General features: G+C 69.3%; 21 protein-coding genes. 7 read left to right on the forward strand and 14 right to left on the reverse strand.

All coding sequences use genetic code 11. The features are described 5' to 3' along the window. Positions 1-323: 323 nt before the first annotated feature. Positions 324-2,852 (forward strand): ATP-dependent Clp protease ATP-binding subunit, encoded by a 2,529-nt coding sequence (locus tag ACGFSB_RS10915; RefSeq protein ID WP_393396931.1) that lies wholly within the window; start codon positions 324-326, stop codon positions 2,850-2,852. A 160-nt stretch (positions 2,853-3,012) separates the two neighbouring features. On the opposite strand, the gene ACGFSB_RS10920 is transcribed toward ACGFSB_RS10915, so the two are convergent. From ACGFSB_RS10920 to ACGFSB_RS10945, 6 genes are all read right to left on the reverse strand, one after another. Next, positions 3,013-5,577 (reverse strand): NACHT domain-containing protein, encoded by a 2,565-nt coding sequence (locus ACGFSB_RS10920; RefSeq protein ID WP_393396933.1) that lies wholly within the window; start codon positions 5,575-5,577, stop codon positions 3,013-3,015. Positions 5,578-5,638: 61 nt separating this feature from the next. After that, a complete protein-coding gene (locus tag ACGFSB_RS10925) occupies positions 5,639-8,221 on the reverse strand; it encodes an NACHT domain-containing protein (protein ID WP_393396935.1) in 2,583 nt (860 codons plus the stop codon). 121 nt (positions 8,222-8,342) lie between these two features. Continuing rightward, positions 8,343-8,777: a PPOX class F420-dependent oxidoreductase gene (locus tag ACGFSB_RS10930; protein WP_393396937.1), complete on the reverse strand. Its 435-nt coding sequence runs from the start codon at positions 8,775-8,777 to the stop codon at positions 8,343-8,345. Between the two features lie 69 nt (positions 8,778-8,846). Further along, a complete protein-coding gene (locus tag ACGFSB_RS10935; RefSeq protein ID WP_393396939.1) occupies positions 8,847-9,938 on the reverse strand; it encodes a YhcG family protein in 1,092 nt (363 codons plus the stop codon). A gap of 102 nt (positions 9,939-10,040) precedes the next feature. Continuing rightward, on the reverse strand, positions 10,041-10,247 hold the full coding sequence (locus ACGFSB_RS10940) for a DUF397 domain-containing protein (protein ID WP_393396941.1): 207 nt from the start codon (positions 10,245-10,247) through the stop codon (positions 10,041-10,043). After that, positions 10,244-11,239: a helix-turn-helix domain-containing protein gene (locus ACGFSB_RS10945; protein WP_393397048.1), complete on the reverse strand. Its 996-nt coding sequence runs from the start codon at positions 11,237-11,239 to the stop codon at positions 10,244-10,246. Before ACGFSB_RS10945 ends, ACGFSB_RS10940 begins: the two co-directional genes overlap by 4 nt. A gap of 218 nt (positions 11,240-11,457) precedes the next feature. Here ACGFSB_RS10945 and ACGFSB_RS10950 point away from each other — a divergent pair, with 218 nt between their 5' ends. Beyond that, a complete protein-coding gene (locus ACGFSB_RS10950; protein WP_393396943.1) occupies positions 11,458-11,874 on the forward strand; it encodes an ATP-binding protein in 417 nt (138 codons plus the stop codon). Here ACGFSB_RS10950 and ACGFSB_RS10955 read toward each other — a convergent pair. Then, positions 11,864-14,983: an NACHT domain-containing protein gene (locus ACGFSB_RS10955; protein ID WP_393396944.1), complete on the reverse strand. Its 3,120-nt coding sequence runs from the start codon at positions 14,981-14,983 to the stop codon at positions 11,864-11,866. The genes ACGFSB_RS10950 and ACGFSB_RS10955 overlap by 11 nt on opposite strands. Positions 14,984-15,467: 484 nt before the next feature. Between ACGFSB_RS10955 and ACGFSB_RS10960 the strand changes: the two genes are divergently transcribed. Further along, positions 15,468-16,148, forward strand: a complete 681-nt coding sequence (locus ACGFSB_RS10960; protein ID WP_393396946.1) for a M23 family metallopeptidase — start codon at positions 15,468-15,470, stop codon at positions 16,146-16,148. Positions 16,149-16,162: 14 nt separating this feature from the next. Here the strand turns inward: ACGFSB_RS10960 and ACGFSB_RS10965 are convergent, their stop codons facing one another. Beyond that, on the reverse strand, positions 16,163-16,780 hold the full coding sequence (locus ACGFSB_RS10965; RefSeq protein ID WP_393396948.1) for a TetR/AcrR family transcriptional regulator: 618 nt from the start codon (positions 16,778-16,780) through the stop codon (positions 16,163-16,165). A gap of 196 nt (positions 16,781-16,976) precedes the next feature. On the opposite strand from ACGFSB_RS10965, the gene ACGFSB_RS10970 reads away from it, so the two are divergent. Beyond that, a complete protein-coding gene (locus ACGFSB_RS10970) occupies positions 16,977-18,671 on the forward strand; it encodes an MDR family MFS transporter (RefSeq protein ID WP_393396950.1) in 1,695 nt (564 codons plus the stop codon). Positions 18,672-18,781: 110 nt separating this feature from the next. Here the strand turns inward: ACGFSB_RS10970 and cseC are convergent, their stop codons facing one another. The 5 genes from cseC to ACGFSB_RS10995 all read right to left on the reverse strand — a co-directional run bounded on the left by cseC (position 18,782) and on the right by ACGFSB_RS10995 (position 23,335). Beyond that, positions 18,782-20,146, reverse strand: coding sequence for a two-component system sensor histidine kinase CseC (cseC, locus tag ACGFSB_RS10975; protein ID WP_393396952.1), 1,365 nt, complete (start codon positions 20,144-20,146; stop codon positions 18,782-18,784). A 97-nt stretch (positions 20,147-20,243) separates the two neighbouring features. Continuing rightward, entirely contained in the window at positions 20,244-20,957 is a 714-nt protein-coding gene (gene cseB / locus ACGFSB_RS10980; RefSeq protein ID WP_393396953.1) for a two-component system response regulator CseB, read from the reverse strand. Positions 20,958-20,966: 9 nt separating this feature from the next. Next, entirely contained in the window at positions 20,967-21,626 is a 660-nt protein-coding gene (locus tag ACGFSB_RS10985) for a hypothetical protein (RefSeq protein WP_393396955.1), read from the reverse strand. Further along, positions 21,614-22,162 (reverse strand): SigE family RNA polymerase sigma factor, encoded by a 549-nt coding sequence (locus tag ACGFSB_RS10990; RefSeq protein ID WP_393396957.1) that lies wholly within the window; start codon positions 22,160-22,162, stop codon positions 21,614-21,616. The genes ACGFSB_RS10985 and ACGFSB_RS10990 overlap by 13 nt, the downstream gene beginning before the upstream one ends. Before the next feature lie 207 nt (positions 22,163-22,369). Beyond that, positions 22,370-23,335, reverse strand: a complete 966-nt coding sequence (locus ACGFSB_RS10995) for an A/G-specific adenine glycosylase (protein WP_393396959.1) — start codon at positions 23,333-23,335, stop codon at positions 22,370-22,372. A gap of 245 nt (positions 23,336-23,580) precedes the next feature. On the opposite strand from ACGFSB_RS10995, the gene ACGFSB_RS11000 reads away from it, so the two are divergent. Both ACGFSB_RS11000 and ACGFSB_RS11005 read left to right on the forward strand, forming a co-directional pair. Beyond that, on the forward strand, positions 23,581-25,059 hold the full coding sequence (locus ACGFSB_RS11000; RefSeq protein WP_393397050.1) for a rhodanese-like domain-containing protein: 1,479 nt from the start codon (positions 23,581-23,583) through the stop codon (positions 25,057-25,059). Next, complete coding sequence (locus ACGFSB_RS11005; RefSeq protein WP_393396961.1) at positions 25,056-25,805, forward strand: sulfite exporter TauE/SafE family protein; 750 nt, start codon at positions 25,056-25,058, stop codon at positions 25,803-25,805. Before ACGFSB_RS11000 ends, ACGFSB_RS11005 begins: the two co-directional genes overlap by 4 nt. A 46-nt stretch (positions 25,806-25,851) precedes the next feature. Here ACGFSB_RS11005 and ACGFSB_RS11010 read toward each other — a convergent pair whose 3' ends face one another. After that, positions 25,852-26,133: a metal-sensitive transcriptional regulator gene (locus ACGFSB_RS11010; RefSeq protein ID WP_393396962.1), complete on the reverse strand. Its 282-nt coding sequence runs from the start codon at positions 26,131-26,133 to the stop codon at positions 25,852-25,854. Positions 26,134-26,241: 108 nt separating this feature from the next. Between ACGFSB_RS11010 and ACGFSB_RS11015 the strand changes: the two genes are divergently transcribed. Then, positions 26,242-26,820, forward strand: a complete 579-nt coding sequence (locus ACGFSB_RS11015; protein WP_393396964.1) for a rhodanese-like domain-containing protein — start codon at positions 26,242-26,244, stop codon at positions 26,818-26,820. The last annotated feature ends 26 nt before the right edge of the window (positions 26,821-26,846 follow it).

A 26,846-nucleotide genomic window follows, 5' to 3' on the forward strand; every position in this document is an offset into this window, starting at 1 on the left:
CTGAGGGAACCGGCGCGCGCCGCATGGAGTGTCAGTCGTTGCGGGTAAGACATCCCTAGTGGGGAGGGGCGACATACGCGCCAGGCCGTCTCGCGTTCGCCATCGGCGTAGCTGAGGTGAGGGTAAGTGCTTGGCCTGCGGGAACATCGTCTCGCACCATCGGGTTGGAGCAGTTGTCGGCGTTCGGGGTCAGGAGGCACCTCTTGTTCTCGGCCGGGTGTCGGCAGTTGGAATGAGCGGTCCCCGCTTGCGGGACTAAGCTGCGGAAGGACAGGGAGGGGACAGCCCCCTTACTGCCTGACCGCTCTGAGGAGCGATTAACGATGTTCGAGAGGTTCACCGACCGCGCGCGGCGGGTTGTCGTCCTGGCTCAGGAAGAAGCCCGGATGCTCAACCACAACTACATCGGCACCGAGCACATCCTCCTGGGCTTGATCCACGAGGGCGAGGGTGTCGCCGCTAAGGCCCTGGAGAGCCTCGGGATTTCGCTCGAGGCGGTCCGCCAGCAGGTGGAGGAGATCATCGGTCAGGGCCAGCAGGCCCCGTCCGGCCACATCCCCTTCACTCCCCGTGCCAAGAAGGTCCTGGAGCTTTCGCTCCGCGAGGCCCTTCAGCTGGGCCACAACTACATCGGCACGGAGCACATCCTGCTCGGCCTGATCCGCGAGGGCGAGGGCGTCGCAGCCCAGGTCCTCGTGAAGCTGGGCGCCGATCTCAACCGGGTGCGGCAGCAGGTCATCCAGCTGCTCTCCGGCTACCAGGGCAAGGAGACCGCCGGCGCAAGTGGCGGTCCTGCGGAGGGCACGCCTTCCACGTCCCTGGTGCTCGACCAGTTCGGCCGGAATCTCACCCAGGCCGCTCGTGAGTCCAAGCTCGACCCGGTCATCGGGCGCGAGAAGGAGATCGAGCGGGTCATGCAGGTGCTGTCCCGCCGTACGAAGAACAACCCCGTGCTCATCGGCGAGCCCGGCGTCGGCAAGACCGCCGTCGTCGAGGGCCTGGCGCAGGCCATCGTCAAGGGCGAGGTGCCCGAGACGCTGAAGGACAAGCACCTCTACACGCTTGACCTCGGCGCGCTGGTCGCCGGCTCCCGCTACCGCGGTGACTTCGAAGAGCGCCTGAAGAAGGTTCTCAAGGAGATCCGCACCCGCGGCGACATCATCCTGTTCATCGACGAGCTCCACACCCTGGTGGGTGCGGGCGCCGCCGAGGGCGCGATCGACGCCGCGAGCATCCTCAAGCCCATGCTGGCGCGAGGCGAGCTCCAGACGATCGGTGCCACGACGCTCGACGAGTACCGCAAGCACCTGGAGAAGGACGCGGCCCTCGAGCGCCGCTTCCAGCCCATCCAGGTCGCGGAGCCGTCACTGCCGCACACCATCGAGATCCTCAAGGGTCTGCGCGACCGTTACGAGGCCCACCACAGGGTCTCCATCACGGACGAGGCGCTGGTCCAGGCCGCCACCCTGGCCGACCGGTACATCTCGGACCGCTTCCTGCCGGACAAGGCGATCGACCTGATCGACGAGGCCGGTTCCCGGATGCGCATCCGCCGGATGACCGCGCCGCCGGACCTCCGCGAGTTCGACGAGAAGATCGCGGGCGTGCGTCGCGACAAGGAGTCGGCCATCGACTCCCAGGACTTCGAGAAGGCGGCCTCTCTCCGCGACAAGGAGAAGCAGCTGCTCGCGGCGAAGGCCAAGCGCGAGAAGGAATGGAAGGCCGGCGACATGGACGTCGTCGCCGAGGTCGACGGCGAGCTCATCGCCGAGGTCCTCGCCACGGCGACGGGCATTCCGGTCTTCAAGCTGACCGAGGAGGAGTCCTCGCGTCTGCTGCGCATGGAGGACGAGCTCCACAAGCGAGTCATCGGCCAGAAGGACGCCATCAAGGCGCTTTCCCAGGCGATTCGTCGTACGCGAGCGGGTCTGAAGGACCCGAAGCGTCCCGGTGGCTCGTTCATCTTCGCCGGTCCGTCCGGTGTCGGTAAGACGGAGCTTTCCAAGACGCTCGCCGAATTCCTCTTCGGTGACGAGGACGCCCTGATCTCCCTCGACATGTCGGAGTTCAGCGAGAAGCACACGGTCTCGCGTCTCTTCGGTTCGCCGCCCGGATATGTCGGTTACGAAGAGGGCGGGCAGCTGACGGAGAAGGTCCGCCGCAAGCCGTTCTCGGTCGTCCTCTTCGACGAGGTCGAGAAGGCCCACCCGGATATCTTCAACTCGCTTCTGCAGATCCTGGAGGACGGTCGCCTGACCGACTCCCAGGGCCGGGTCGTGGACTTCAAGAACACGGTCATCATCATGACGACCAACCTCGGCACGCGTGACATCTCCAAGGGCTTCAACCTCGGATTCGCCGCCGCGGGTGACGTCAAGACCAACTACGAGCGCATGAAGACCAAGGTCAACGACGAGCTGAAGCAGCACTTCCGCCCGGAGTTCCTGAACCGTGTCGACGACACGGTGGTCTTCCACCAGCTCACCGAGGAAGACATCATCCAGATCGTCGACCTCATGATCGCCAAGGTGGACGAGCGTCTCAAGGACCGCGACATGGGCATCGAGCTCAGCGGTGACGCGAAGAAGCTCCTCGCCAAGAAGGGTTACGACCCGGTGATGGGCGCCCGGCCGCTGCGCCGGACGATCCAGCGCGAGGTCGAGGACATCCTGTCGGAGAAGATCCTCTTCGGCGAGCTCCGCCCCGGCCACATCGTGGTCGTCGGCACGGAGGGTGAGGGCGAGACCGCCAAGTTCACCTTCCGCGGCGAGGAGAAGGCGGCGTTGCCGGATGTCCCGCCGATCGAGCAGGCTGCTGGTGGCGCTGGGCCTAACCTGAGCAAGGAGGCGTAGCCTCCGGGCTCGCACAGCTCACAGGGGCTGCCTCGGACCGTTTCGTACGGTCCGGGGCAGCCCCTTTTCGCTGTGACTTTCGGCTGCGGGTGCCTCGTGGCTGGTCGCGCAGTTCCCCGCGCCCCTAAGGGGCGCAGCCCCTTAGGGGCGTCCCCCGCCGCTACGACGTGATCGTGACCCCCTCCGGCACGTTCCGCACCCGCGGCAGACGGGGATTGACCCGCAGCACGCTCAGGTTCGGGAAGCCGGAGAGCCAGGACATGTCCGGGTCGGCGAGCTCGGCGGTGACCCACAGGTGCGTCAGCTGCTCGCGCTCCAGGCCGTCGAGGAGCTCCTCGGTGCGCATCACGCCGACCACCTGGATCCACGGCCGCCCGCCCAGGCTGCGCAGTGCCGCCAGCTCCGCGGGGTCGGAGACGGGGAAGTACAGGCCGACCGGATCGAGGTGGGCGATGATCTCGCGGGCGTACCGCTCCGTGTCGAAGTGCCGCCAGGGGCGCGCGAGCTCGAGCCGGATGGCGAGCGCCGAGCGGTGGCGCAGGCGGACGAGGTAGTCGATGGCGGCATCGTCCTGGACGCGGGTCGCCGTGATGGCCAGGAGGAGTGCCTGCTGGTCGCTGGGCACCTGCTCGGGGTCGGGCAGCTGCTCCAGGACGATGGGGCCGACCCAGCCGAGGCTGCGGGCAGCCAGTTCGGTCGTCGGGCGTACGAGGTTCTTGGTGCGCTCATGGACGAGCTGCTGCACCGCGGGGTCGAGCTCGGTGACATGCTCCAGGCAGGCCGCGGCCATCAGGCGCCGGTGGTTCACGTGGGGGCGGCGCAGGTTGGGGGCGGCGGCCAGGAGGCGCTCCAGGAAGTCGGCGCACTCCTCGGGCCGTGCGTGGGCGGCGGCCATGCGGATGACCTCCTCCCACTCGGCGCGGTGCGCGTGCTCGACGAGGGTACGGAACTGGCCGCGGGCCACTATTTCCTTGGCGGCCAGGTAGTCCTGGAACGTGCGGTGGATGAAGTCCACGGAGAGACCCGCCTGTTCGCGGAGCAGCCCGGTGCGGTGCAGCAGATGACGGAAGATCTTCTCGCCGTCGCCCTCCGCGCGCGCCGAGGGAATGGCGGGCAGGGCGCCGTCCAGGATGGCGACCACGCGCTCGCGCGGCAGCTCCGACACACCCTCCTCCACCATCGCGTGGGCCAGCTTGCGCAGGAGCAGCTCCCGGGGACCCTGCTGGAGCCGCACATCATCGGCGTACAACACATCACGCTCGGGATCGCGGCGCTGGAGAAGCATCTCCAGGGCGGCGTCGTACAGCTCTTTGCGCCCCTTGGGGAGCGAGCCGGAGCGGTCGCGGTTGAGGGCGCAGATCAGGCCGCACATCAGGGGGTTGGTGGCGAGCTGGCGCAGCTCGCGATAGATGCGTACGGAGTGCAGAAGCCGCTGCTCGTACTCCCTCAGCTCGTCGCGGTCCCGCTGCTCCTTGCACTGGTCGTCGCTCATCGCCGCCGCGTGCCAGTCGTGGATGAAGCGGGTGACCTGGTCGCGTGACATCGGCGCGAGCGAGAGCTCTTTGAAGCCCTCCTCGGCGAGCCGCTCCTGGGCGAGCCAGCCGTCCTCGACGGCGGAGGGGCGGGACGTCACCAGGCAGCCGTTGCCGGAGAAGATGCGAAGGAGGCTGCGGAGTTGCTTGCGCAGTTCGCCGCGGGTGGCCTCCGGGGCCTCGTCGATGCCGTCGACGAGGAGCATGGCGCGGCCCGCGAGGAGGGTGCGTACGACCCAGCCCTCGGGAGCCTGGTCGGCCAGCGGGTGGCGGATGGCGTGCAGGAAGTCGTCCGGGGCGGGGAAGCCCTCGCGGGCGAAGCGGCGTACGGGCAGGACGAAGGGGACACGGGAGCCCTCGCGGGCCGCGGCAACGGCGAGCCACTGGACGAGGGTCGTCTTCCCTGAGCCCGCGACACCGCGGAGCAGCACCCGCTCGTGCCCCTCCAGGGCCCGGTCGGCGAGCAGCACGGTCTGCAGCTCGCCCGGTACGCCGGTGCCGCTGCTCTCCTCGGCCTCCAGGCTGAGGTAGGTGTCCTCCAGGGGCCAGCGGTCCGGCGCGTTGGCGAGGTCCACGCCGACGATGGTGAGCCAGCCGTGCTGTCGTACGACCTCTTCGGCGTAGGCGGCCTCGAAGTCCAGGTCCTCCTGGGACCGTTCGGGCTGGCGGGCCGCGGACTCGGTGTCGTTGAGGTCGATGAGCTGGCGGATACGGCTCGCGCGCTCGGCCATGTGACGCTGGAGGTGCGGGGAGCGCCGGATCAGGTGATAGAGGACGTGCAGGCACACGGCCACGAGCAGCTCGTCGTGGAACCACGCGGCGCCGGGGGACAGCGAACGGTCCGCGCCCTGCACGGCGCCCCGCAGGCGCCGGGCGTAGTCCTGCGGCCCGAGCCGTACGGCGTCCGCGTCCGTGAGGTCCAGTTCACCGATGGCGAGCAGCGTCCGCGTCAACACGTCGACCACGGAGCCGATTTCGGTCGTCGGGGTGCTGTGCGACTCGGCCGCGAGGTGGACGAGGTCGGCGGCCGTGCGGTGGACGTCGTCCGGTGTCGCCGGGGCGTCGGGGCCGCGCCAGGTGGCGAGGGCGGCGATCAGGTCCGGCGCGGTGGGTGGCTGTTCGGGATGCGTGTGGATGAGCCGTTGCACGAGGGGCGTGGCGAGGGTCGACGGGATGCGGACAACGGGCTCCATGGGCATGGGGGTCCCTGTGGGTGGGTTGTCGAGGGGCGTGGTGTAGGGGGTCAAGGGTAGGTCAACTCGGCCTGGACGGCGGGATGGTGACGCGGATCCGGTCGGGCACCTGCTGCTCCACCGCCGCGCTGAGCGTCGCCGTGACGCGGACCTCTTCGAGGCGGGGGAACGCCGAGAGCCAGGCCAGGCCCTCCACCGGGTGCGGGGCGTCGAGGCCGAGGCGGGTGAGGCGTTCGCGCACGACGAGTTCGGTCAGATCCTCGACGCGGTAGGCCCCGACGACGTTGATGTCCTGCCAGCCGCCGATGTCGCGCAGGGCGCGGAGGTCCTCGGCGCCGCGTACGTCGACCGTGCTCTGCCGGGGCAGGTGGGCAAGGATGTCGCGGGCGTAGAGATCGCGGTCGAAGCGGGACCAGGACATGGCCAGGATCTCCTGGACGGACTGGCTCGGGTGGTCACGGAAGCCGGTCAGAAAGTGCAGCGCGGCCTCGCTGCCGAGGCGGGCCGCCGCCCAGACCGCCATCTCCACCGGCGCTTCGTCGACTTCGTCGGGCCCCGGAAGCAGGGCCACCACCAGATCGCCGCCGGCCTGCGCGAGGTCGCTGGCCCGCGCGAACGTACGCGGCGGGATGAGCGAGCCCACGCACTCCTCCACGAGCGTACGCACGGTGGGCTCTACCTCGGCCGCGTACCGCAGCCCCGCGGCGGCGAGCAGCTTGCTGCGCGGAGTGTCCCGCTGGACGAGCTGCCGCAGCATCTGCTCGGCCTCCTTGGGCCGCGCATGGGCGATGGCGAGGAGGACGACGTCCTCCCACTGGTCCTGCTCCGCATGGTTCAGAAGCAGATCGAAGTCCAGCTCCTGAACGGCGAGCCGGGAGCCGAGGTAGTCCTGGAAGGTCCGGTGCAGGAAGTCCACGCGGTCGTCGGCGGGTTCGCGGAGCAGCCCGGATCGCAGAAGGAGAGATGTGTACACCTCCTCGGCGGTGCGGTCCTTCAGGTCCACGGCGGGAATGGCCTGCCCGATGATGTGCAGCGCGTCCGAACGCCCCATCTCCGACCGGCTGTTGCGGATGAGCCACCACGCGAGCTTCTGAAGAAGCTGAATCTGGATGGCGTACGGAATGCGAACCCCATCAGGATGGTCCAACTGCCTTTCCCGGTCCCGCCGTTCGAGAAGCATGGTCAGCGCGGCCTCGTACAGGGACTTCCGGTCCTGAGGCAGGAAGCCGCGACGGTCGCGGTGCAGCGCGCAGAGCATCCCGCACATCAACGGATTCGTGGCGAGCCGATTGAGCTCGGACGTGGAGCGAACGGCCTGGAGCAGCGAGGCACCGGTCTCGTCGTCGTCGCTCGCGGCGCGATGCCAACGTCGTACGAAGGTGGCGACGTCGTCCCTGGTCATGGGGGAGAGGGTGAGCTCGGAGAACCCCTGGGAGCTGAGCCACCGCTCGGGTACGGCGGAGGGCCGCGAGGTGACGAGCCACAGGTTGCCGGGGAAGGCGCGGACGAGCTCGCGCAGCCAGCGCCGGGCGGCTTCCCGCCGGTCGGCGGCGATTTCGTCTATGCCGTCGACGAGGAGCACGGCACGCCGCGCCCGCAGGACGCGCTCGGCCCAGCCGGTGGGCTGCTCGCCCGAGACGGGGCAGGCGACGGCCTTCAGGAAGTCTCCGGGGATGGGGAGTTCGGCTCCGGGGCGGACGATCCGGCGCATCGGCAGCACGAAGGGCACGCGCCCGATGAGGTGCGTGAGTCCATGCTCGTACGTCCGACTGGCCGCCGTGACGGCGAGCCACTGGACGAGGGTGGTCTTGCCGGACCCGGCGACGCCGCGCAGCAGCACTTGGTCGTGCTGGGCGAGGACTTGCTCGGCGGGAACGTGCAGGCCGCTGCCGCTACCGCTGCTGCCGCCGTAGCCGTGGCCGGTGCGTTCGCGGGTCGCTTCGAGGCTGAGGTAGGCGGTGTCGAGGGGCCACTCGCTGGTACCGGCGTCGAGGCCGTAGATGGTGAGGGTGCCGTGGCGCTCCGCGACATGGGCGGCGTAGAGCGCTTCGAACCCGGCGTCTTCGGCGGACTGGGAGGGAAGCCGTTCGAGAAGGATGTCGATGGCTTGGATGATCCGGGCCGACTGCTGGCTGTGGACGATCTGTTGGCGGGCGATGAAGGTCGAGCGCTGGGAGAAGAAGTTGAGGATGTGGAGGGCGGCGGTGAGGAGGAGCTGCTGGTAGAAGTACTCGCCGTCGCGGCCGAGGGCGAATAGTTCGTCCACGGGCGCCTGGGCGTGGAGCTTGCCGGCGAATGCCTCGGGGCCGAGGGCGACGGCTTCGTAGTCCTTGATGGTGAGGGTGCCGAGGCCGCTGAGCGTGCGGGCCAGGGCGTTCCTGACGGCGGGGGCTTCGGCCGGGTCGATGGGCTGTTCCCTCGGCCCGGCGGCTTTGAGGGCCCTCCTGACGAGCTCGTCGGCGACCTTCTCGACGTCCTTCGGGGTGACGTCGCGCTTCTCGCCGCTGAACGAGACAAGTGAGGCTATGCGTACGGGCTTGTCCACCAGGGCCGCGCCGGGCTGGTCCGCCACGAAGAGCTTCTTGATGAGCGGCGCGACGACGCTGGAGGCGATACGGGCACCTAGCGCGGTGGCTTCGACCATATGCCGAGGGTAGGTGACGGGGCGTCGGGGCGCGGGTGGTTGGGAGCGGGCGACTGCAGGAGAATCCCGCTTGGGCGGGCCTGCGCAGGGCGTGTCGCGGGACTTTCCTGCAATCCCCTTGTCAACCGATCCGCGTGCCGTACACGTTGTCGACCGTCATGGTGATCAGGACCCGGCGGTCGGAGACCATGACCTCGCGGTACTCGTCCCAGTCCGGGTGCTCGCCGCCTGAGGCCGCGCGGTAGTAGTCCACCAGGGCCTGGACCTCGGGCCCGTGCGGGTCCGTGCCGGGGCCGATGAGCGTGGCCGTGCCCTCGACGGTGGCCCAGGCGCGACCGTCGGGGCTCGTCACCTCCAGGGTGGCGCGGGGGTCGCGGCGCAGGTTCGCGATCTTCGCCGTCTTCGCGGTCGTCGATACGCGGATGACAGCGGCGGAGCGGTCGTACGACGGCATCACGGGCGAGAGCTGGGGGCGGCCGTCGGCCTTGATCGTCGCCAGCACGCCGAGGTTGCTCTGCTCGAGCAGGGGGTGCGGGTCGAAGCGTGTGTCAGTCATGTCGGCCCCAACCTGTTGCCGGGTACGGAGTATTCCAATGGAGCCCCGATGGAACTCCGTTGGAACGCATCAGAGTTCGACACCGTCGATGGCTTCCTGAACGACGCGTGACAAGTCCTCCTCCGTGGGCACGAGCTCACGGTCGGCAGGTTTGAGTGTGGAGTAGGACGTCACGGCCATCGGGTTGTTGCTGGCGTCGAGGGCGAGCTGTACGGCCGCCTTGTTGTGGCTGGCTCCGATGAGGAAACCGATGGTCGCGTCGTCGCGCTGGGAGTCGCGCACCAGCTGATCGACCACGCTGACATAGAAGTTGAGCTTGCCGATGTGCTCGGGGCGCACGTCCTTCGTCTTCAGCTCGAAGACGAAGTAGCGGTGCAGCTTCAGATGGTAGAAGAGCAGGTCGATACGGAACTCGTCGCCGCCGATGATGACGGGGTACTGGCGGCCTACGAAGGCGAATCCGACGCCGAGTTCGGTCAGGAAGCGGATCATCCCGGCGACGATGGCCTCTTCGAGCTCCCGCTCGGCGTGATGCTTGTCGAGCCCCAGGAAGTCCAGACGGTAGGGGTCGCGGGCCAGCTCTTTGAGGACGTCGGACCCGTCGGGGACGGTCGCCGCGAAGTTGTTGGCGGCGGACCCCTGGGTGAGGTGCAGCCCCTGCTGGATGAAGCGCTCCAGGATGGCGCGGGACCAGCCGTTGCGCACGGCTTCGTTGGCGTAGAAGTCCAGCTCGGGGCGGGTTTCGAGCTTGTCCAGGAGGACCATGACGTGCCCCCAAGGCAATTGTGCAGCAGGCTGCTGCACAATTGGCTCCGGCCAGCTACGGGCCATTTTGTGCATGTACATCAGGTTGCGGCGGGAGAAGCCGCGCCGGTTCGGGAAGGTGCTCTTCAGGTCGGCGGCGAGGCGGGCCACGACCTTGGTGCCCCAGCCCTCCTGCTCCTGGCGGTCGAGGATCAGCTTCCCGATCTGCCAGTACATCCGGACCAGCTCGGTGTTCACAGCACGCTGGGCACGGAGGCGTGCGCCTGCGACGGTGTCCTTGATCTCGCCCAGCAGGTCGTCGTACCAGGACGGCAGGGCGTTGCGGTGCGGCTGGGCGGGGATGGTGGCCTTGGCGTCCGGCCCGGCTCCCGATTCGGCATCGGTGATCTTGCGCATGGGGCCGAGATTTGCGTACGGGGCCTTTACGCGGGGGGAGTTGGTGTCAGTTCACCCAGACGGGTGGCCGGAGCGGACGTTCCTGGTATCAGCGCTCGCAGGTCAACGGCTGTGGCTGAGCGGTTCGGCGGGGCCCCGTGTGAGGGTGCGTATCAGGGCTGCGAGCGCGGTGGGTGTTGTGGTGAGGGTTGTCTCCGGGGTGTCGCTCTCTCGGAGGTGGATGGTCCCCGCTTCGCGCGTTGCGGCAACGTATACGCAGTTGGCCTGGTCGCCGCTGTACGACGACTTCTGCCAGTCCAGCATGGTCATGCTTGAGCTCCCTGCAGGGTGTACAGAACGTGTTGGACGAGGCCGAGCGAGTCCCGTGCCGCGTGCTTCACCGGGATCACCGTTGCGTCGATGGCGGGGAGCGCTGCGGCACGGAGTCGTTCGAACTGGCGGCGGTACTTCGCCAGAGTGCCCTCCTCGTGCAGGAACATCGACTGCGCCGGATGCTCCAGGAGTACGGTTTCCAGCGCGCTGTCGTGCGAGGCGATATGGCAGAACGGCGTTGTGAGCGCCGACACCGCGACTGCGGTGAAGGGCATGATCTGGATGTCCACATGGGGGAGTTCGGATAGTTCCACCAGCTTGAGCAACTGCTGGTGCATGACTTCCGCGCCGCCGAAGCGCATGTGGAGCGCGGCTTCGTGGATGACGGCATGAACGTAAGGCGGCCGCTCGGCCGTGAGGACGCACTGGCGCTCTTGGCGGAAGCGGACGGCGGTGTCGATCTCCGCCGCGCTGCTCACGGTGTCGCTGGCTTCGAAGATGGCTCGGGTGTAGCCCTCGACTTGGAACAGTCCCGGGAGGAACAGCGACTCGTACAAGCGGAGCCCTGAGGCTTCTGCCTCCAGCTCGGCCAGGTCCAGTGCCGAGGCCGGGAGTTGGGACTTGTGGCTGCTCCACCAGCCCTTGCCGTTCGACTCGGCGAGGCTGACCAGAGCGTCGGTAAAGGTCGAACTAGTAACCCCGTAGGTGCGGCACAGGGTCCGGATGCGCTCGGCGGAGATCGGGGTGCGGCCGTTCTCCGCGTGGGTCAGGTGGACGCGGCCCATGTCGATGACTTCTCCGGCTGCCTGCACAGTCAATCCGCTGCGCTCACGCAACGTTCGGAGCTCGAATCCGATTCGGAGCTGCCGCTCGGTGGGGGCTGTTCGCAGTGCCAACGCCGTCTCTCCTCGTGAAGGTGGGGTCAGTTTGCCCCGTGCCGGGCAGTCGGTCCACCAAAGATGGCGTTCAGGTTGAACAAGTAACCCCAATTTCGCTACGGTGAGTACCGCGACGCTCACACGCTGATGGTGGAAGCCTCGCTGCGAAAGCGAACAGCACCCCACGCCTGACCGCAGAAGCGCACTGCCCGATCCAAGTCCCCGTGCCGGACGGCGACTTGCCCGCGAGGGGCGGTAGGCCACTGCGGCTAGGCGATCAGGCGATCACCGTCACAGCGAACCCCCGACGCACGCCTTGGAGGCGTCTCATGGGCGTACCCGTGTACGACTACGCAAACGGGCCGGACACTGAACTCCCGCACACCTACACCCTGTTCGCCCCAGCTAACGCCACTTCCCCCAAGATCTGCCGCGACTTCGTACGCGGAGCCCTGGAAACCCTGGGCCTCGACCACCTCGCCGACGCCGCCGCGCTCTGCACCTCGGAGCTGGTGACCAACGTCCACCGGCACACCAAAGGCGACGTGCACCTGAGAGCCGCCGTCGCCGCGACCCACGTACGCGTCTCCGTGTACGACGGGAGTGCTCAGCTGCCCGCGCCCCGGCGGGCACCCGTCGACGACGAGGACGGGCGAGGGCTGTTTCTCGTGACCGCGCTGTCGGATCTCTGTGGGGTGACGCCTACCGGGGGCGGCAAGGGGGTGTGGTTTCAGCTCAATCGGTGAGGGGGTGGATGTCGCGTACTTCGATGTGCGGGGGGAGCGCGTCGAGGTCGGACACCTGAGGGATGGAGACCGTCAGGTGCCTCAGGGCGGAGAGGCGCGCCAAGGGGGCGACGGTGACCTTCTCCTGGCCGGTGTGCCCGTACACGGACACATGCGTGAGGCCCGGGAGGACTTCGCTGACGCGGGATGCCGCCGCCGTCCAGTCGCCGCCTTCGTGCAGCAGGGACAGCTCGGTCACGCCGGGCAGGGCCAGTCCGGACGGCGCGTCGGCGAGATAGCTGGAGGTCAGGTCCAGCCGGGTGAGGCGTGGGAGTCGTGCGAGGGCCTCCCAGACAGCGGGTGTGCGCGGACCATCCGAGCTGCCGAAGATGACCCACTCCAGCTGCGGCCATCTGTCCATGCGGTGCAGATCGTGCACCGCGCGAGTGGAGCCGGAGAGGGCCAGGGTGCGCAGCGGGGCCTCGACGGGGAACAGGTCCAGGGTCCAGGGTTCGATGATCTCCATGAGACGTAGTTGATCCAGTTCGCTCAGCGCCTGGAGGGCCTCGGGAGTGAGGTGCGAAGGCGGCACCCTGAGTGAGAGGAACGTGGGGGTGCAGGACGCCAGCAGGCGGGAGGCGGCTGCGGGGGTGACTGTTCCCCGGATGTCCAGGAGGTTCGGGCGGATTCCCAGTCGTTCGAGTTCCGTGATCTGGTCGTCGCTGCGGATCGTGAAGTAGGTCTCCCCGTTGTTGAGTTGAGCGATGACCTGTTCCGCGTATCTGCGGCAGTCGTAGCGACTCCATCCCCACATGAGCTGGCTGTGCACGGCCAGCGCCGGGTGGCGCGCGAAGCGGGCGAGGAAGGGGATCGCGGCATCGGACGGGATGCTCGTCGCGGTGATCGCGACGTGACCGGCCGCCTCGTCGTCAAGGCCGTTCGGGCCCGGCAGCAGGTCCAGGACCATGGGTCCGACCGCAGCCAGTTCGCGGGCGGCCTCCGGGCTCCGGGGTGGAATCACCTCGGCCAACCGCCGCTCCACCTGCTCCCGCACCTCCGGCGACAGCTCGGCCGCGTGCTCCAGGCAGGCCGCCGCGAGCAGATGCACTCGTACCCGGGCGCGCTCCTGGGCGTGACCGTCCCCGAAGGCGAGCAACTCCCGGAAGAATTCCACCCGTTCACGAGGCCGCGCGTGCGCCACCGCCATGCGGATGACGTCCTCCCACTGGTCGTCCGCCGCATGGCGCGCCAGCACGCCGAAGTCGCCATCGTCGACCGCAGCCCGTGCGCCGAGGAAGTCCTGGAACGTGCGGTGGATGAAGTCGACCGCGCCCGGGGCGGGTTCGCGGAGCAGGCCGCTGCGGTGGAGGAAATGCTCGAAGACCGCCTTCGCGTCGCCGAGCGTGGCTACCTCCGGGACCGACGGGAGGGCGTCCGCGATGATCGTCTCCGCCCGCGAACGGTCCATCGTCTGGCGGCCGTTGCGGATCAGCCAGTAGGCGAGGCGTTGGAGCAGTTGTAGCTGCGGCTCCTCCCGCAGGTCGGGTACGTCCATGTGCCGCTCGCGGTCACGCCGGATCAGGAGCATGGAGAGGGCTGCCGTGTAGAGGTCCTTGCGGCCGAGGGGGAGGAAGCCTCTGCGGTCGCGGTGCAGCGCGCAGATCAGTCCGCACATCAGGGGGTTGGTGGCCAGGAGGCCGAGGTCGGGCTTCGCATGGACCGCGTCGAGGAGCTGACTCTCGTACGAGGCGAGCGCGGCGTCCTCATCCGCCGCACCCGTGCGTGCGGCCACGTGCCAGCGGCTGATGAAGGCCGCCGCGTCCGTGGGACTCATCGGGGAGAGCGTGAGCTCGGTGAAGTCCTCTTCGGTGAGCCAGTCCTCGCGTACGGCCGAGGGGCGGGATGTGACCAGCCAGCGGTTTCCGGGGTAGGCGTCGATCAGGTCGCTGAGCCAGGCGCGGGTGCGGGAGCGCTCGGCGTCGGGGATCTCGTCGATGCCGTCCACCAGGACCAGGGCCCGCCCCGCTGCCAGGACGCGGGACTCCCAGCCCCTGGGCTGCGTACCGGCCAGCGGGGAGTCGACCGCCGAGAGGAAGTCCTTGGGGGCGGGGAGACGCTCGCCGTGACGGGTGAGGGTGCGCAGGGGGAGTACGTAGGGGATGCGGTCGTAGAGGTACGTCATGCGCTCGTCGTCCGGGGCGGAGCGCGCGGCGCTCACCGCCAGCCACTGGATGAGCGTGGTCTTGCCGGAACCTGCCTCGCCTCGCAGGAGGACGCGGTCGTGGGTGGCAAGCGACTGATCGGCGGGCCGAGGGGCAGAGGCGATGTGCTTCACCTCGTTCACCCACCGCTCGTGCTCGGCCCCCTCCAGTGAAAGACCGTGGGCCACCTCCCTGGCAGGCATGTGGACGAGCCAAGAGCTCCCCGTGGCCTCCAACGACATGTACGCCGCATCCAACGGCCACCGCCCCGGCGAATTGGCCAGGTCGATCCCGAAGATCGTCAGCTTCCCGTGCTTCTTCGCGACGTACGCGAGATACCGCTGCTCGAAAGCCACGTCCTCCGTGCCGGGGAGCGGGTTGCGCGCGATCAACTCGTCCATCTTGGCGATCAGTTCGGACTGGCGGCGGCTCTGCTCCACCAGCGTCCGGGCCACGAAGGCGGACCGCTGCGTGAAGAAGTGCAGGATGTGCAGGCAGGTCGTGTCGAGCAGACGGTCGTAGAAGTACGCCGCGTCCGCCGACAGGTCACGGTCCGGGTTGCCGCTCGCCCGGCGCAGGCGCAGCGCAAGGGCGTTGTGGCCGAGTTCGACCGCCTGGGCGTCCGTGAGGGTGAGGTCACCCAGGGAGTGGAGGGTGCGGGTCAGGGCGTCGGTGACGGCCTGCTCCTCGTCTGCGGGTACGGCGCGCTCGCCGGAGGCCCGTACGGTCTGGCGCACCAGCTCCGCCGCCAGCCTCGCCAGATCCTTGTCGGTCAGCTTCCGTTTCTCGCCCCGGAAGGACACGAGCCCCGAGAGCCGGACGGGGTTCTCCACCAGGCCCGCGCCCGGTCCCTCTCGTACGAACAACTTCTTGATCAGAGGAGCTACGACGCTCGAGGCGAGCCGGGCGCCTATGACCGCGGGATCCATGCGCCGCAGCGTAGCGCCGGTCACATCCCGGAGGTTGTGGATCTCGGGGCCCGGTGACATGACGCACAGGCGATATGTCCGGTACTAGGCGGAATAGTGGCCCCGTTCGGGGTAGGGGAAAGGACCTTCGGTCCGCAACCCCCGGGACCTTTGGCTCACCGGGGGGCCGGAGGGCGGACTCGGGCCTGTGCTGGCCTCGGGCACCCCTCCGAAGTGGGGTTAAACCCGGCCTTGAGGGCTAAATCGCGTAAGTAGTTGAAGGGGGAATTGTCGGGATTTGGGGGTGTCAAGGAGGAGAAAGTCAGGCGAAGAGCTACGGCTTTCGGTAGTAGATGGGGGGTTTGAGTGGGTGGCCAGGTGCGGGTTACCAAGGGATGGCCAACCCGGCGGGACGCAGAGCTGCGTATGCCGGGTCCCTTTGTGCCCGGCATGTAGACGCACCGCACTGCATGTCACACGCTCCCCATCCCGGAGGTCATCCGCCATGTCGAAGCGCGCCACGTCCCACCAGTCCGGCCTGTCCCTGCTCCGTACGCGGACGGCCGTCATCACCGTCGCGGGCCTCGGGCTCGGAGCGTCGGCAGTTCTCGGCACCGGGATCGCGGCCGCCGCGGACGCCAAGAGCGGCGCACTGCCCGGCGTCTCCGCCAGCTCGATCTCGGCGCAGGCCGACGCGCAGGCCAAGGCCGCGGGCAAGGCTCAGCAGGCCGCCGCCAAGGTCAAGCAGGCCGCCGCCAAGAAGGCCGTCTCCTGGCAGGACCCGGTCGACAAGTACACGCTCTCCGCGTCCTTCGGACTCGGCGGCAACATGTGGTCCAGCAAGCACTCCGGCCAGGACTTCGCCGTGCCGATCGGCACGTCCGTCGAGGCCGCGCACAACGGCACCGTCGTCAAGGCCGGCGGCAACGGCGCCGGTGACGGTCCCGCGTACGGCAACGCCATCGTGATCAAGCACGACAATGGCACGTTCTCGCAGTACGCGCACTTGTCCAAGATCGACGTGCGCGTCGGCCAGACCGTCGGCACCGGCCAGCACATCGCCGCTTCCGGCAACACCGGCAACTCCAGCGGCCCGCACCTGCACTTCGAGATTCGTACGACCCCGAACTACGGTTCCGCCGTCGACCCGGTCGCGTTCCTGCACTCCGTGGGCGTCACCGTCTGACGGACGGGTGTTTTTCAGGCGCCTTCGTGTGCCTGCGTCACCAGATCGATGGCGACCTCGAGGATGGCCTTGCGCTTCTCCTCGGGGTCGCCTTCGGCGTCCTTGAGCGCGAACATCCCGCCGTGCATCGTGAACAGCGCGCTGAAGCAGCGCACCTGGGTCGTCATCGGCGAGCCCGGCTCCCTGAAGATGTCGAGCAGGCTGAGCATCCGGTCCTTGAAGGTCTCGCCCGTCTTCAGATCCCGCATCGTCGCCTGGTTCTCCTGCATGAAGCGGAAGAGCGGGGCCGCGTTCGTGAGGATCTCGCTGTAGCGGGTCAGGATCGTGCGCTTGATCTCCAGCGTGCGCGGCTGCTCCTTGCCCCACTCCACCAGCGCGTCGATGGGCCTTGTCAGGTCCTCGAAGATGCTGGTGAGGATGTCTTCCTTGGTCTTGAAGTGGTAGTAGAGCGCCGCCTTCGTGACGTCCAGACGTTCCGCGATCTCGCGCAGTGACGTCTTCTCGTAGCCCTGCTCGGCGAAGAGTTCGAGGGCCACGTCCTGAATGCGCTGGCGGGTGTCCCCGCGGCGGTGCTGCTTGGCGGGGCCTGCGCCCGCGCCCGTGCCCGTGTCCGCGCTTGTGTCCGTGACCATCTCGGTGCTCCTCGGCTCCCTCGGCTCGAATCCTTGGACTCGAATTTACTTACTTGACGCCCGGCTAGTTAGGGGTCTAGTTTCCCTCAGTGTAGCCAGCTTGCCGGGCGGCAAGTAAGTGGCAGTCGTAAGTAGTAGTCGTCAGCAGCAGTCGCACGTAGTAGTCAGCGGTCGGGGAATCTGGGGAGTGGGGATCATGGTGGAGACCAAGAAGAAGCCGGACGGGCAGACACCGGCGAAACAGACGAAGGAAGCGCCACAGCCGCGCAGCGTGCGCGTCGTGATGATGGCGCTGATGGTCACGATTCTGCTCGCGATGCTCGACAACATGATCGTGAGCCCCGCGATGCCGACGATCGTCGGTGACCTCGGCGGCATGGAGCACCTGTCGTGGGTCGTCACCGCCTACATGCTGGCGACCGCGGCTTCGACCCCCATCTGGGGCAAGCTCGGCGACATGTACGGGCGCAAGGGCGTCTTCCTCACCTCCATAGTGATCTTCCTGGCCGGTTCCGCACTCAGCGGCATGGCGCAGGACATGGGCCAGCTGATCGGCTTCCGTGCCGTCCAGGGGCTCGGCGCGGGCGGTCTGATGGTCGGCGTCATGGCGATCATCGGTGAGCTCGTCTCGCCGCGGGAGCGCGGCAAGTACATGGGCATGATGACCGGTGTCATGGCGGTCGCCATGATCGGCGGGCCGCTCGTCGGCGGCACCATCACCGACCACCTCGGCTGGCGCTGGGCCTTCTACATCAACCTGCCGCTCGGCGCCGTCGCGCTCGCCATGGTGACCGCCGTGCTGCACCTGCCGAAGAAGAAGGCGAAGGGGCGCATCGACTACCTCGGTGCCGCACTGCTGACCGTCGGCATCAGCTCGCTGGTCCTCGTCACCACCTGGGGCGGCACGGAGTACGCCTGGAGCTCCACCGTGATCATGGAGCTCATCGCGATCGGCATCGTCGCGCTCATCAGCTTCGTCATCGTGCAGAAGAAGGCCGCCGAACCGATCCTGCCGCTCCACATCTTCCGCAACCTCAACTTCACCCTGATGTCGTTGATCGGCTTCATCACCGGGTTCCTGATGTTCGGCGCGATGCTGTTCCTGCCGCTCTACCAGCAGGCGGTGCAGGGCGCTTCGGCCACCAACTCCGGTCTGCTGCTCCTGCCGATGCTGCTCTCGATGATGGTCGTCTCGTTCTTCTCGGGCCGGTTCACCACCTCCACCGGCAAGTACAAGATCTTCCCGATCGCCGGCACCATCCTGATGGTCGTCGGGCTCTTCCTGCTCTCGCAGATGGACACCGAGACCACGCGGTTCACGGCCGGCGTCTACATGGCGGTGCTCGGCGCGGGCATGGGATGCCTGATGCAGATCACCATGCTGGTCGTGCAGAACAGCGTCGAGATGAAGGACATGGGCGTCGCGTCGTCCTCGGCCACGCTCTTCCGCACCCTCGGCTCCTCCTTCGGAGTCGCGATCATGGGGGCGCTCTTCAACAGCCGCGTCGAGCACACGATGTCCGAGCGCGCCGGGCAGCTGGGCGGCAAGGTCACCGAGCAGTCCGCGCAGCTGGACGCGGCGAGCCTGGCGAAGCTGCCGCTCCCGGTGCAGGACGCGTACCAGCACGCGGTGTCGGCCGGTACGCACTCGGCGTTCCTGCTGGGCGCGATCATCGGGGTCGTCGCGCTGATCGCGGCGTTCTTCGTCAAGGAGGTGGCGCTGCGGGGGGCGGCGCCCAAGGACTCCGAGCCCAAGGGCACTGAGTCGAAGGGCACTGAGTCGAGCGACTCCGAGCCGAAGGACTCCGGCTCCGAGTCCGAGAAGCTGGCCGAGGGTGCGGCTGGGGACGCCGCACCCGGAGCGCGGGAACCGGTTGCAGAGGCCGTTTGACCTGCGATCCGCCTCCCTCGGCCGAGCGGGGCCCCCCCCCCCGCCCGGGGGGGGGGGCCCCCGGGGGGGGGGGGGGGCCCCGGGGGGGGCGGGGGGGGGGGCCCCCGCGGTTACCGGCCCGGCAGCTGCAGCATCGGGAAGCTGCCCGTGTTCGTCGGGGCGTGTTCCGGGAGCCAGAGGACTGCGACCGCACCCTCCGCCGGGTCCTCAGGGGCCGCGCCCGCCGGGGAGACATTGCGGAAGGTGAGCCTCGCGCCGAGCACCCGCGCCTGGCCCGCCGCGATCGTGAGGCCAAGGCCGTGGCCGACGCCCGCGCGGTCCGTGCTGCCGGTGCGGAAGCGGCTCGGGCCTTCCTCCAGGAGCCCCGGAGGGAAGCCGGGGCCATGGTCGCGCACCCGCACCACACGGCCCTCGACGCTCACCTCGACCGGCGGCTTCCCGTGCTTGGCGGCGTTGGCGAGGAGGTTGCCCAGGATGCGTTCGAGGCGGCGCGGGTCGGTGGTGACCTCCGACTCGTGGACCACCGTCACGCTCACGTCCGAGTTCAGCACCGCGATCCGCCGCGTCACGAACTCGCCGAGGAGCAGGTCCTGCAACTCGGCCCGCTCGGCCGCGCTGTCGAGACGGGCCACTTCGAGGACGTCCTCGACGAGCGTGCGCATCGCCTGCGCCCGGTCCCTGACCAGCTCGGTCGGGCGGCCTGGCGGAAGGAGTTCGGCCGCCGTGAGCAGGCCCGTCACCGGCGTACGCAGCTCGTGCGCGATGTCCGCAGTCACTCGCCGCTCGGCCTCGAGCCGCTGCTTCAGCGCGTCCGCCATCGCGTCCACCGACCGCGCGAGATCGTCGGTCTCATCGCGTACGACCCCGCCGATGGCATCTCGTACGCTGACGTCCGTCTGCCCCTGCGCGACCTCCCGGGCCGCGGCTGCCGCCTTGCGCAGCCGCCGCGAGAGCTGGCCGCCGATGAGTACGCCGATCGCGCACCCGCCGAAGACGACCGAGATGGAGCCGATGACCAGGGCCTGGTCGAGATCCTTCATGATCGTGGCGCTGCGGTCGGTGAAGCGGGTGTGCAGCGAGAGGACGTGGCCGTCGCTCAGCGGCACGGCCGCCCAGATGTCCGGCACCTCGCCCTTGTGGTCCTCCACGAAGGTGGCGCGCCGCCCGGCGAGCACCTTCGCGAGGAGCTCCTTGGGCATCTCCGAGTCGTCGACCTTCATGCCGAACTGACCTGCCCGCCCGGACGTCTCGTAGATGCGCTGGGCGTACTGGATCCGCTCGTCCTGCACATCGCGCGCGTTGTCGAGCATCGAGACGCGCGCCGCGTTGTGTACGACGAGACTCAGCGCCACCGCGACAAGCGCGCCGACCAGCGCGATCGCCGCGCTGATCTTCCAGCGCACGCCGGTGCGCAGGCGGGGGCCGAGCCTCACGAGGACGCGGGCACGCAGCCCGGCCACCGTCCTCCTGCTCATATACGTCCCCCGAGATGTGCCGCGGCGAAGAGCCGCGTCGTGCAGTTCAGTTCAGCTGCCATGTCAGCTGCCATGTCAGCAGTCATGTCGTCGCGGCTCACGCCTTGAGCTTGTAGCCGAAGCCGCGGACCGTCTCGATGCGGTCCTGGCCCACCTTCGTACGAAGCCGCTGCACATGGACGTCGACGACCCGTGTGTCACCGCCCCAGCCGTAGTCCCACACGCGCTCCAGGAGCTTGTCGCGGGAGAGGACAGTGCCGGGCGCGGACGAGAATTCGAGCAGCAGGCGCATCTCGGTCGGCGTCAGGGCCACCGGGGTGCCGTCCTTGCGGACCTCCATGCCCTCCGTGTCGATCTCCAGATCGCCGAAGTGCAGCACGCCACCGTCCGGTGAGCCGGCCTCACCTCCGGCGGGCGCCGCCGAGTTGGGGCCGCTCGCATGACCGAAGCGACGCAGTACGGCGCGGATCCTGGCCACCAGGACGGCGCCGTCGAACGGCTTCGTCACGTAGTCGTCGGCCCCCGCCTCCAGGCCCAGTACGACATCGATGGAGTCGGCACGCGCGGAGAGCATGATCACCGGAACCGTGGACTCGTCACGGATGCGGCGGCACAGCGAGACGCCGTCGAGGCCGGGCACCATCACGTCGAGCAGGGCGATGTCCGGGCGGTCGGCGCGGAACGCCTCCAGGCCGAGCAGGCCGTCGGGCATCGCGGTGACCACGAAGCCGTCCCGTTCGAGCGCGAGCTGCGTCGCTTCGCGGATGACGTCGTCGTCCTCGACGAACAGGACGTGGGTGTGCTCTGCCATCGGCTGCTCTCAGTCCTCCGTCGGAGCGGGCGCTTCGCCGCCCACCGCGCTGCTGTAGTGATTGCGGATGCGGTCCGTCTCCCTGAAGTGGTTCGCGGTCCACGTGTACGTGATGACGTCCTCGCCGGACGGGTACGACACCGGGTCGCCCTTCTCGTACAGCTGCTTGGTGACCACCAGGTCGCCCCGGTCGATCTCCGCGTAGACGGGTGGCTCCTCGTCCTGGAAGACATTCTCGTACTTCCTGCCCTCGGCGCGATACACGTAAGTGCTGGTACCGACCGCATCGCCGCAGGTCATGATGTTCACTACGACATCGGAGGCGCTGCCTCCGGTCAGGTTGCCGTACGAGACGTCCACCGGATACTCGTCGGCGGCGCAGGGCTTCAGCTCGCGCTTGACCGTCCGGCTCACCTTCGGGTCGTCCTTGACCAGCTTCACCGCTTCACTGTCGGTGGGCGGCGTGGGCGCGGAAGGAGTCGTCGCCGATGGCGAAGGGGATGCCGACGGGGACACCACCGCTTCGCCGCGGTTCGCAGGGCCCTCGTCCCGTGCGCCGGAGCCGCCGGTGGAGCAGGCGGTGAGCAAAAGGCCGACGGCGGCGAGCGCGATCGCTCCCGCGCTCCCCGCCCGCACCGTCCTGCAAGCCCAGCTGCTCAGGCCGCGCAACGCTCCCGCTCCTCACGTTCGAGCACGCCGGTGGCGGGCCTCTCGTGGTCCCGGCTCTCCAGCTCCTGGCGGAGCCGGGCGAGCGCCCGGTGCAGCGTGCTCTTGACCGTTCCCGCGGACATGCCGAGTGCGGCGGCGGTCTCCTCTGTGGACATCTGCTCCCAGTGTCGCAGCACGACGACACTGCGCTGCTTGGGTGCGAGCACCTTCATGATGTCCATCAGGAGGGCGCGGTCCGCGTGCTGTTCGGTGGAGTCTTCCACGCTCGCGTCGGGCAGCTGCTCGGTGGGGACCTCTTCGAGCTTGCGGGCCCGCCACCACTCCGTACGCGTGTTGATCATGACGCGGCGCAGGTACGCGTCCGCGAGCCGCTTGTCGGCTATGCCGTCCCAGCGGCCGTACGTCCGTACGAGCGCGGTCTGCAACAGGTCCTGGGCGTCGACGGGGTCGGGGACCAGGCGCCGGGCACTGCGCAGCAGGGCGTCCTGCCGAGTGCGGACGTACTCTTCGAACTCGAGCACCTCACCGTGCGCCATACCCAACCGCCTCCGTTACGACCAACCACCGCTTGTGCGGTACGTGTTAGAAGCTACGGAGCGCTTGTCACGGGGCTGTGCGGAGCAGCCACCGGAGGGCGCACGGCCTTCCGTCGGTTGTGTAACAGAAGTAGGCGGGACGTAAAGGTGGGGCCCGGCCGGGTCTGGAGTCGGCTTCGGACCCGGCTTCGGAGTCGGCTAAGGGCCCTAGGTCAGGGGGAGTCGGTAGAGGCCCTCGGGGAGCGGTTCCACGAGGCCGTCGGAGACGAGCCCGTCCAGTGCGCGGGCCCGCTGCACGGGCTCGTCCCACACCCGGTCGAGCGTCGCCTGCGGCACGGGAGCCACCGCCTCGCGAAGGACCGCGAGCAGTTTGCCGCGGACCTGGCGGTCCGTTCCCGCGTACGTCTGGCCCCGGCGGGCCGGTCCTTGGTGCGCGGGCTTCCCCGCCGCCTGCCATGCGCACTGCTGCGCGATGGGGCAGCGGGCACAGGACTCGTTCTTGGCGGTGCAGACGAGGGCGCCGAGCTCCATGGAGGCGGCGGCCCAGCGTGCCGCCGTGCCGTCGTCGGCGGGCAGCAGGGCGCGCGCCAGCTTGCGCTCGGCGGCGGTGGTGGCGTTCGGCGGGTACTGGACGCCGGTGACGGCGCGGGCGAAGACGCGGCGCACGTTCGTGTCGAGTACGGCGTGCCGCTGGCCGTAGGCGAAGGAAGCGACGGCCGCGGCGGTGTACTCGCCGATGCCGGGCAGGGCGAGCAGCTGGGAGTGGCGGGTGGGTACGTCGCCGCCGTGCCGTTCCGTTATGGCGACGGCGGCGCCGTGCAGCCGGAGCGCGCGACGGGGGTAGCCGAGCCGGCCCCAGGCGCGGACCGCTTCGCCCGGTGCCTCCTTGGCCAGGTCGGCGGGGCGGGGCCAGCGGGCGATCCACTGCTCGTACACGGGCAGGACGCGGCTGACCGGCGTCTGCTGCAGCATGAATTCGCTGACCATCACGCCCCAGGGCCCCGCGTCGGGCCGACGCCACGGCAGGTCGCGCGCGTTCGCGTCGAACCAGGCGATGACGGGGCTGTGCAGGGCCTCGCCGGCGGGCTCGTGCTCTTGCTCGTGCTCTCGCTCGTGCTCTTGCTCGAGGGGGGACGGCTCTGTCATTGGCGTGGGCTTCGTGGGCGCAGTCATGGCAGGACGATCCTGCCACGGGGGCGGCGGGGGTTGGGCGAGGCGGGGCATGGCGGTGGGGGTGCGTCTGAATCCGCCTTGGCCCCGCGGGTACTCGGTCGCGGGGGAGCGTGCCGTGGAACGTGATTGCAGAAATACCCCCAGGGGTATTCCTGTTACGGTGGACATCAGATACCCCCCGGGGTAAATAACCCGGCAGGGATGCATCGCTTGCAGGGATACATCGCTTGAGAGGAGTCGCAGCCGTGTTCTTCGTCGACACCCTGGAGTTCGAAGGCCTGGGCAACCGCAGCTACCTGGCAGGAGGGGCCAACGCCGCTGTCGTGGTGGACCCTCCGCGCGACATCGACCAGGTCATCGCCGCGGCGGCACGGCGCGGGGTGCGCATCGCTTACGTGGCCGAGACCCACGTCCACAACGACTACGTCACGGGCGGGCTGGAACTGGCCCGTCTCACCGGAGCCCACTACTTGGTGCCCGCCGGGGCTTCGGTGTCGTTCGCCCGTACCCCCGTCGCCGACGGTGACTCCGTCACGGTGGACGAGGGCCTGGAGCTCCGCGCGATCGCCACCCCCGGGCACACACCGCACCACACCTCGTACGCCCTCCAGGAGGACGGGCGGGGGGTGGCCGCGTTCACCGGCGGGTCGCTCCTGATCGGCACGGTCGGCCGCCCGGACCTGGTCGAGCCGCGGCTGACCGAGCGCCTTGCACGCGCCCAGCACGCCTCCGCCCACCGCCTGGCCGCCGAGCTGGCCGACGAGGTGCGGGTGCTGCCCACCCATGGGTTCGGCAGCTTCTGCTCGTCTTCCTCTCCTTCGCGGGTCGACGGCGGCGCGACGACGATCGGCGACGAGCGCAGGAACAACGCCGCGCTGACCGAGGACGTGGACTCCTTCGTCGCCGGGATGCTCGCCGCCCTGGACGACGTGCCCGCGTACTACGCACACATGGGCCCCGCCAACGCCGAGGGCCCCGCCCCCGTCGACCTCACCCCGCCCGAGCCCGCGGACGCCGCGGAGATCGCCGTCCGCCTCGCGGCGGGGGAGTGGGTGGTGGACCTGCGCAACCGGGTCGCCTTCGCCGATGGCCACGTCGCGGGGTCGTTCAACTTCGAGGGCGAGGGCAAGCTCGCCACCTACCTGGCCTGGCTGATCCCGTGGGGCAAGCCGGTCACCCTCCTCGCCGGGACGCCCGAGCAGATAGCCGCCGCGCAGCGCGAGCTGACCCGGGTGGGCATCGACCGCCCGGCCGCGGCGGCCACCGGCGACCCGGCCGACTGGATCCGCGAGGGCGAGCGCCCCGCCTCCTTCCCGCGCGCCCGCTTCGCCGATCTCGCCGATGTGCGGCGGCGTGGCGAGCGGGTGGTGGTCCTCGACGTCCGCCGGGATTCCGAGCGTGCGGGCGGCGGCTTCATCGACGGCTCGGTCCACATCCCGATCCACGAGCTGCCAGGCCGCATCGGGGACGTACCGCCGGGGACGGTGTGGGTGCACTGCGCGGGCGGGATGCGGGCGGCGATCGCCGCGTCCCTGCTCGATGCGGCGGGGCGCGAGGTGGTGGGGGTCGACGACGGGTTCGAGGCGGCAGCGGATGCGGGCCTCACCTCCTCCGCCTCCTCCGCCTCCTCCTCCACCTCCTCCACCTCGTCCAACTCCACCTCCACCGGGCCGAACGGCGGGAGCGGCGTAGGCAGTCGCAGCAGCAGGGGTCCCATAGCGTGAGCGCGCTCATCCTGGCCCTCGTCGCCGGAGGCGTCGTCGGGCTCGCGCTCGGTGCCCTCGGTGGGGGCGGCAGTGTCCTGGCGGTGCCCGCGTTGATCTACCTGCTCGGCTTCACCCCGGCCGCGGCCACCACCGCGAGCCTGACCATCGTCACCGTCACTTCGCTGACCGCCCTGTACGCCCACGCCCGTACCGGCAACGTGCGCTGGAAAGCCGGTGCGCTCTTCGCCGCGGCCGGACTCCTGCCCGCCGCCGCTGCCGGAGCCGCCGCGTCCCGGCTGCCCCAACCGGTGCTCACCGCCGCCTTCGCGGCCGTCGCCGCGCTCGCCGCCGTCACCATGCTGCGCCCCACCCGTGCCGCCACAGGACCGGCAGCCGGGGTGCGGCCCGCGAAGGCCGCCGGTACGGGTGCGGGGCTGGGCGCGCTGACCGGGCTGCTCGGGGTCGGCGGCGGCTTCCTCGCTGTCCCGGCCCTGGTCACCGTGCTCGCGTTCGAGATGCGGGCTGCCGTCGGCACCAGCCTGCTGGTCATATCGGCGAACTCACTGGCCTCCCTGGCCACCCGCGGCGCCACCACCCCCGGCGTCGACTGGGCAGTGATCGGCCCCTTCGCCGGGGCCGCGATCCTCGGCGCCTGGGACGGCAAGAGGCTGGCCGCCAAGGTCACCGGCAAGCTGCTGCGGCGGACCTTCGCGATCGTGCTCCTCGCCGTGGCCGCCCTCATGCTCATCGACGCTGTTGTCTGACGTTGTCTGACTTTCTATGACTCCCCGTCTTTGTACGACTTCCCGTTCAGGCCAGCGAGAGGAACAGCTTCTCCAAGCGGGCCCGCATCTGTTCCCTGTCCCCGGAAGCCGCCATGTCCGTGTCGGTCAGACAGTGCTGGAGACCGGTGGCGATGATGGCGAAACCCGCCTTGTCCAGCGCCCGGGACGCCGCCGCGAGCTGCGTCACCACGTCCTCGCAGTCCCGGCCCTCCTCGATCATCTTGATCACACCGGCGATCTGCCCCTGCGCCCGGCGCAGCCGGTTGATCACCGTCTTCAGTTCCTCAGCTGCCATCGCCAGTTCCACGATCCACACTCCTCAGTTCCATGACCCACACCCCTTCGAGATACCTCGAGATACCCCCGTGGGTATCCTAACGAAGGGGGAACCGCAACAGAGCAAAGGAAAGTCCACGTGGCACCCATCGAGCTCACCGATCTCACCCTCACCGCCGACCAGGCCGTCGCCCGGCTCCACGAGCTGACCGTCATCGACGTACGCACCCCCGGCGAGTACGCCTCCGGCCACCTGCCCGACGCCCACAACATCCCCCTCGACCGGCTCGACGTGGCCCTGCCCGCCCTGAAGACCGCCGCGGCCCGTGGCGACCTCCTCGTCGTGTGCGCCTCCGGTGCCCGCTCCGCGACCGCCTGCCGGAGCCTGGCCGAGAGCGGCATCACCGCCACCAGCCTCACCGGCGGCACCACCGCCTGGACCCGGCTCGGCCACGACACCCACCGCCCCGCCGGCGCCCGCACCGCCTGGTCGATGGAACGCCAGGTCCGCCTCGCCGCCGGAGCCCTCGTCCTGACCGGCCTCCTCGCCGGACGGCGCTGGAAGGCAACCCGCCTGCTCTCCGCGGGCGTCGCCTCCGGCCTGGTCTTCTCCGCCGTCACCGACACCTGCGGCATGGCCAGGGTCCTCGCCAAGCTCCCCCACAACCAGCCCAAGGCCACCGACCTGGACGCCACCCTCGCCGCCCTGACCGGCTGAACCGGCTGAATCGGCTGACATGAGCT

The organism is Streptomyces sp. NPDC048441 (assembly GCF_043200235.1).
GTDB lineage: Bacteria > Actinomycetota > Actinomycetes > Streptomycetales > Streptomycetaceae > Streptomyces.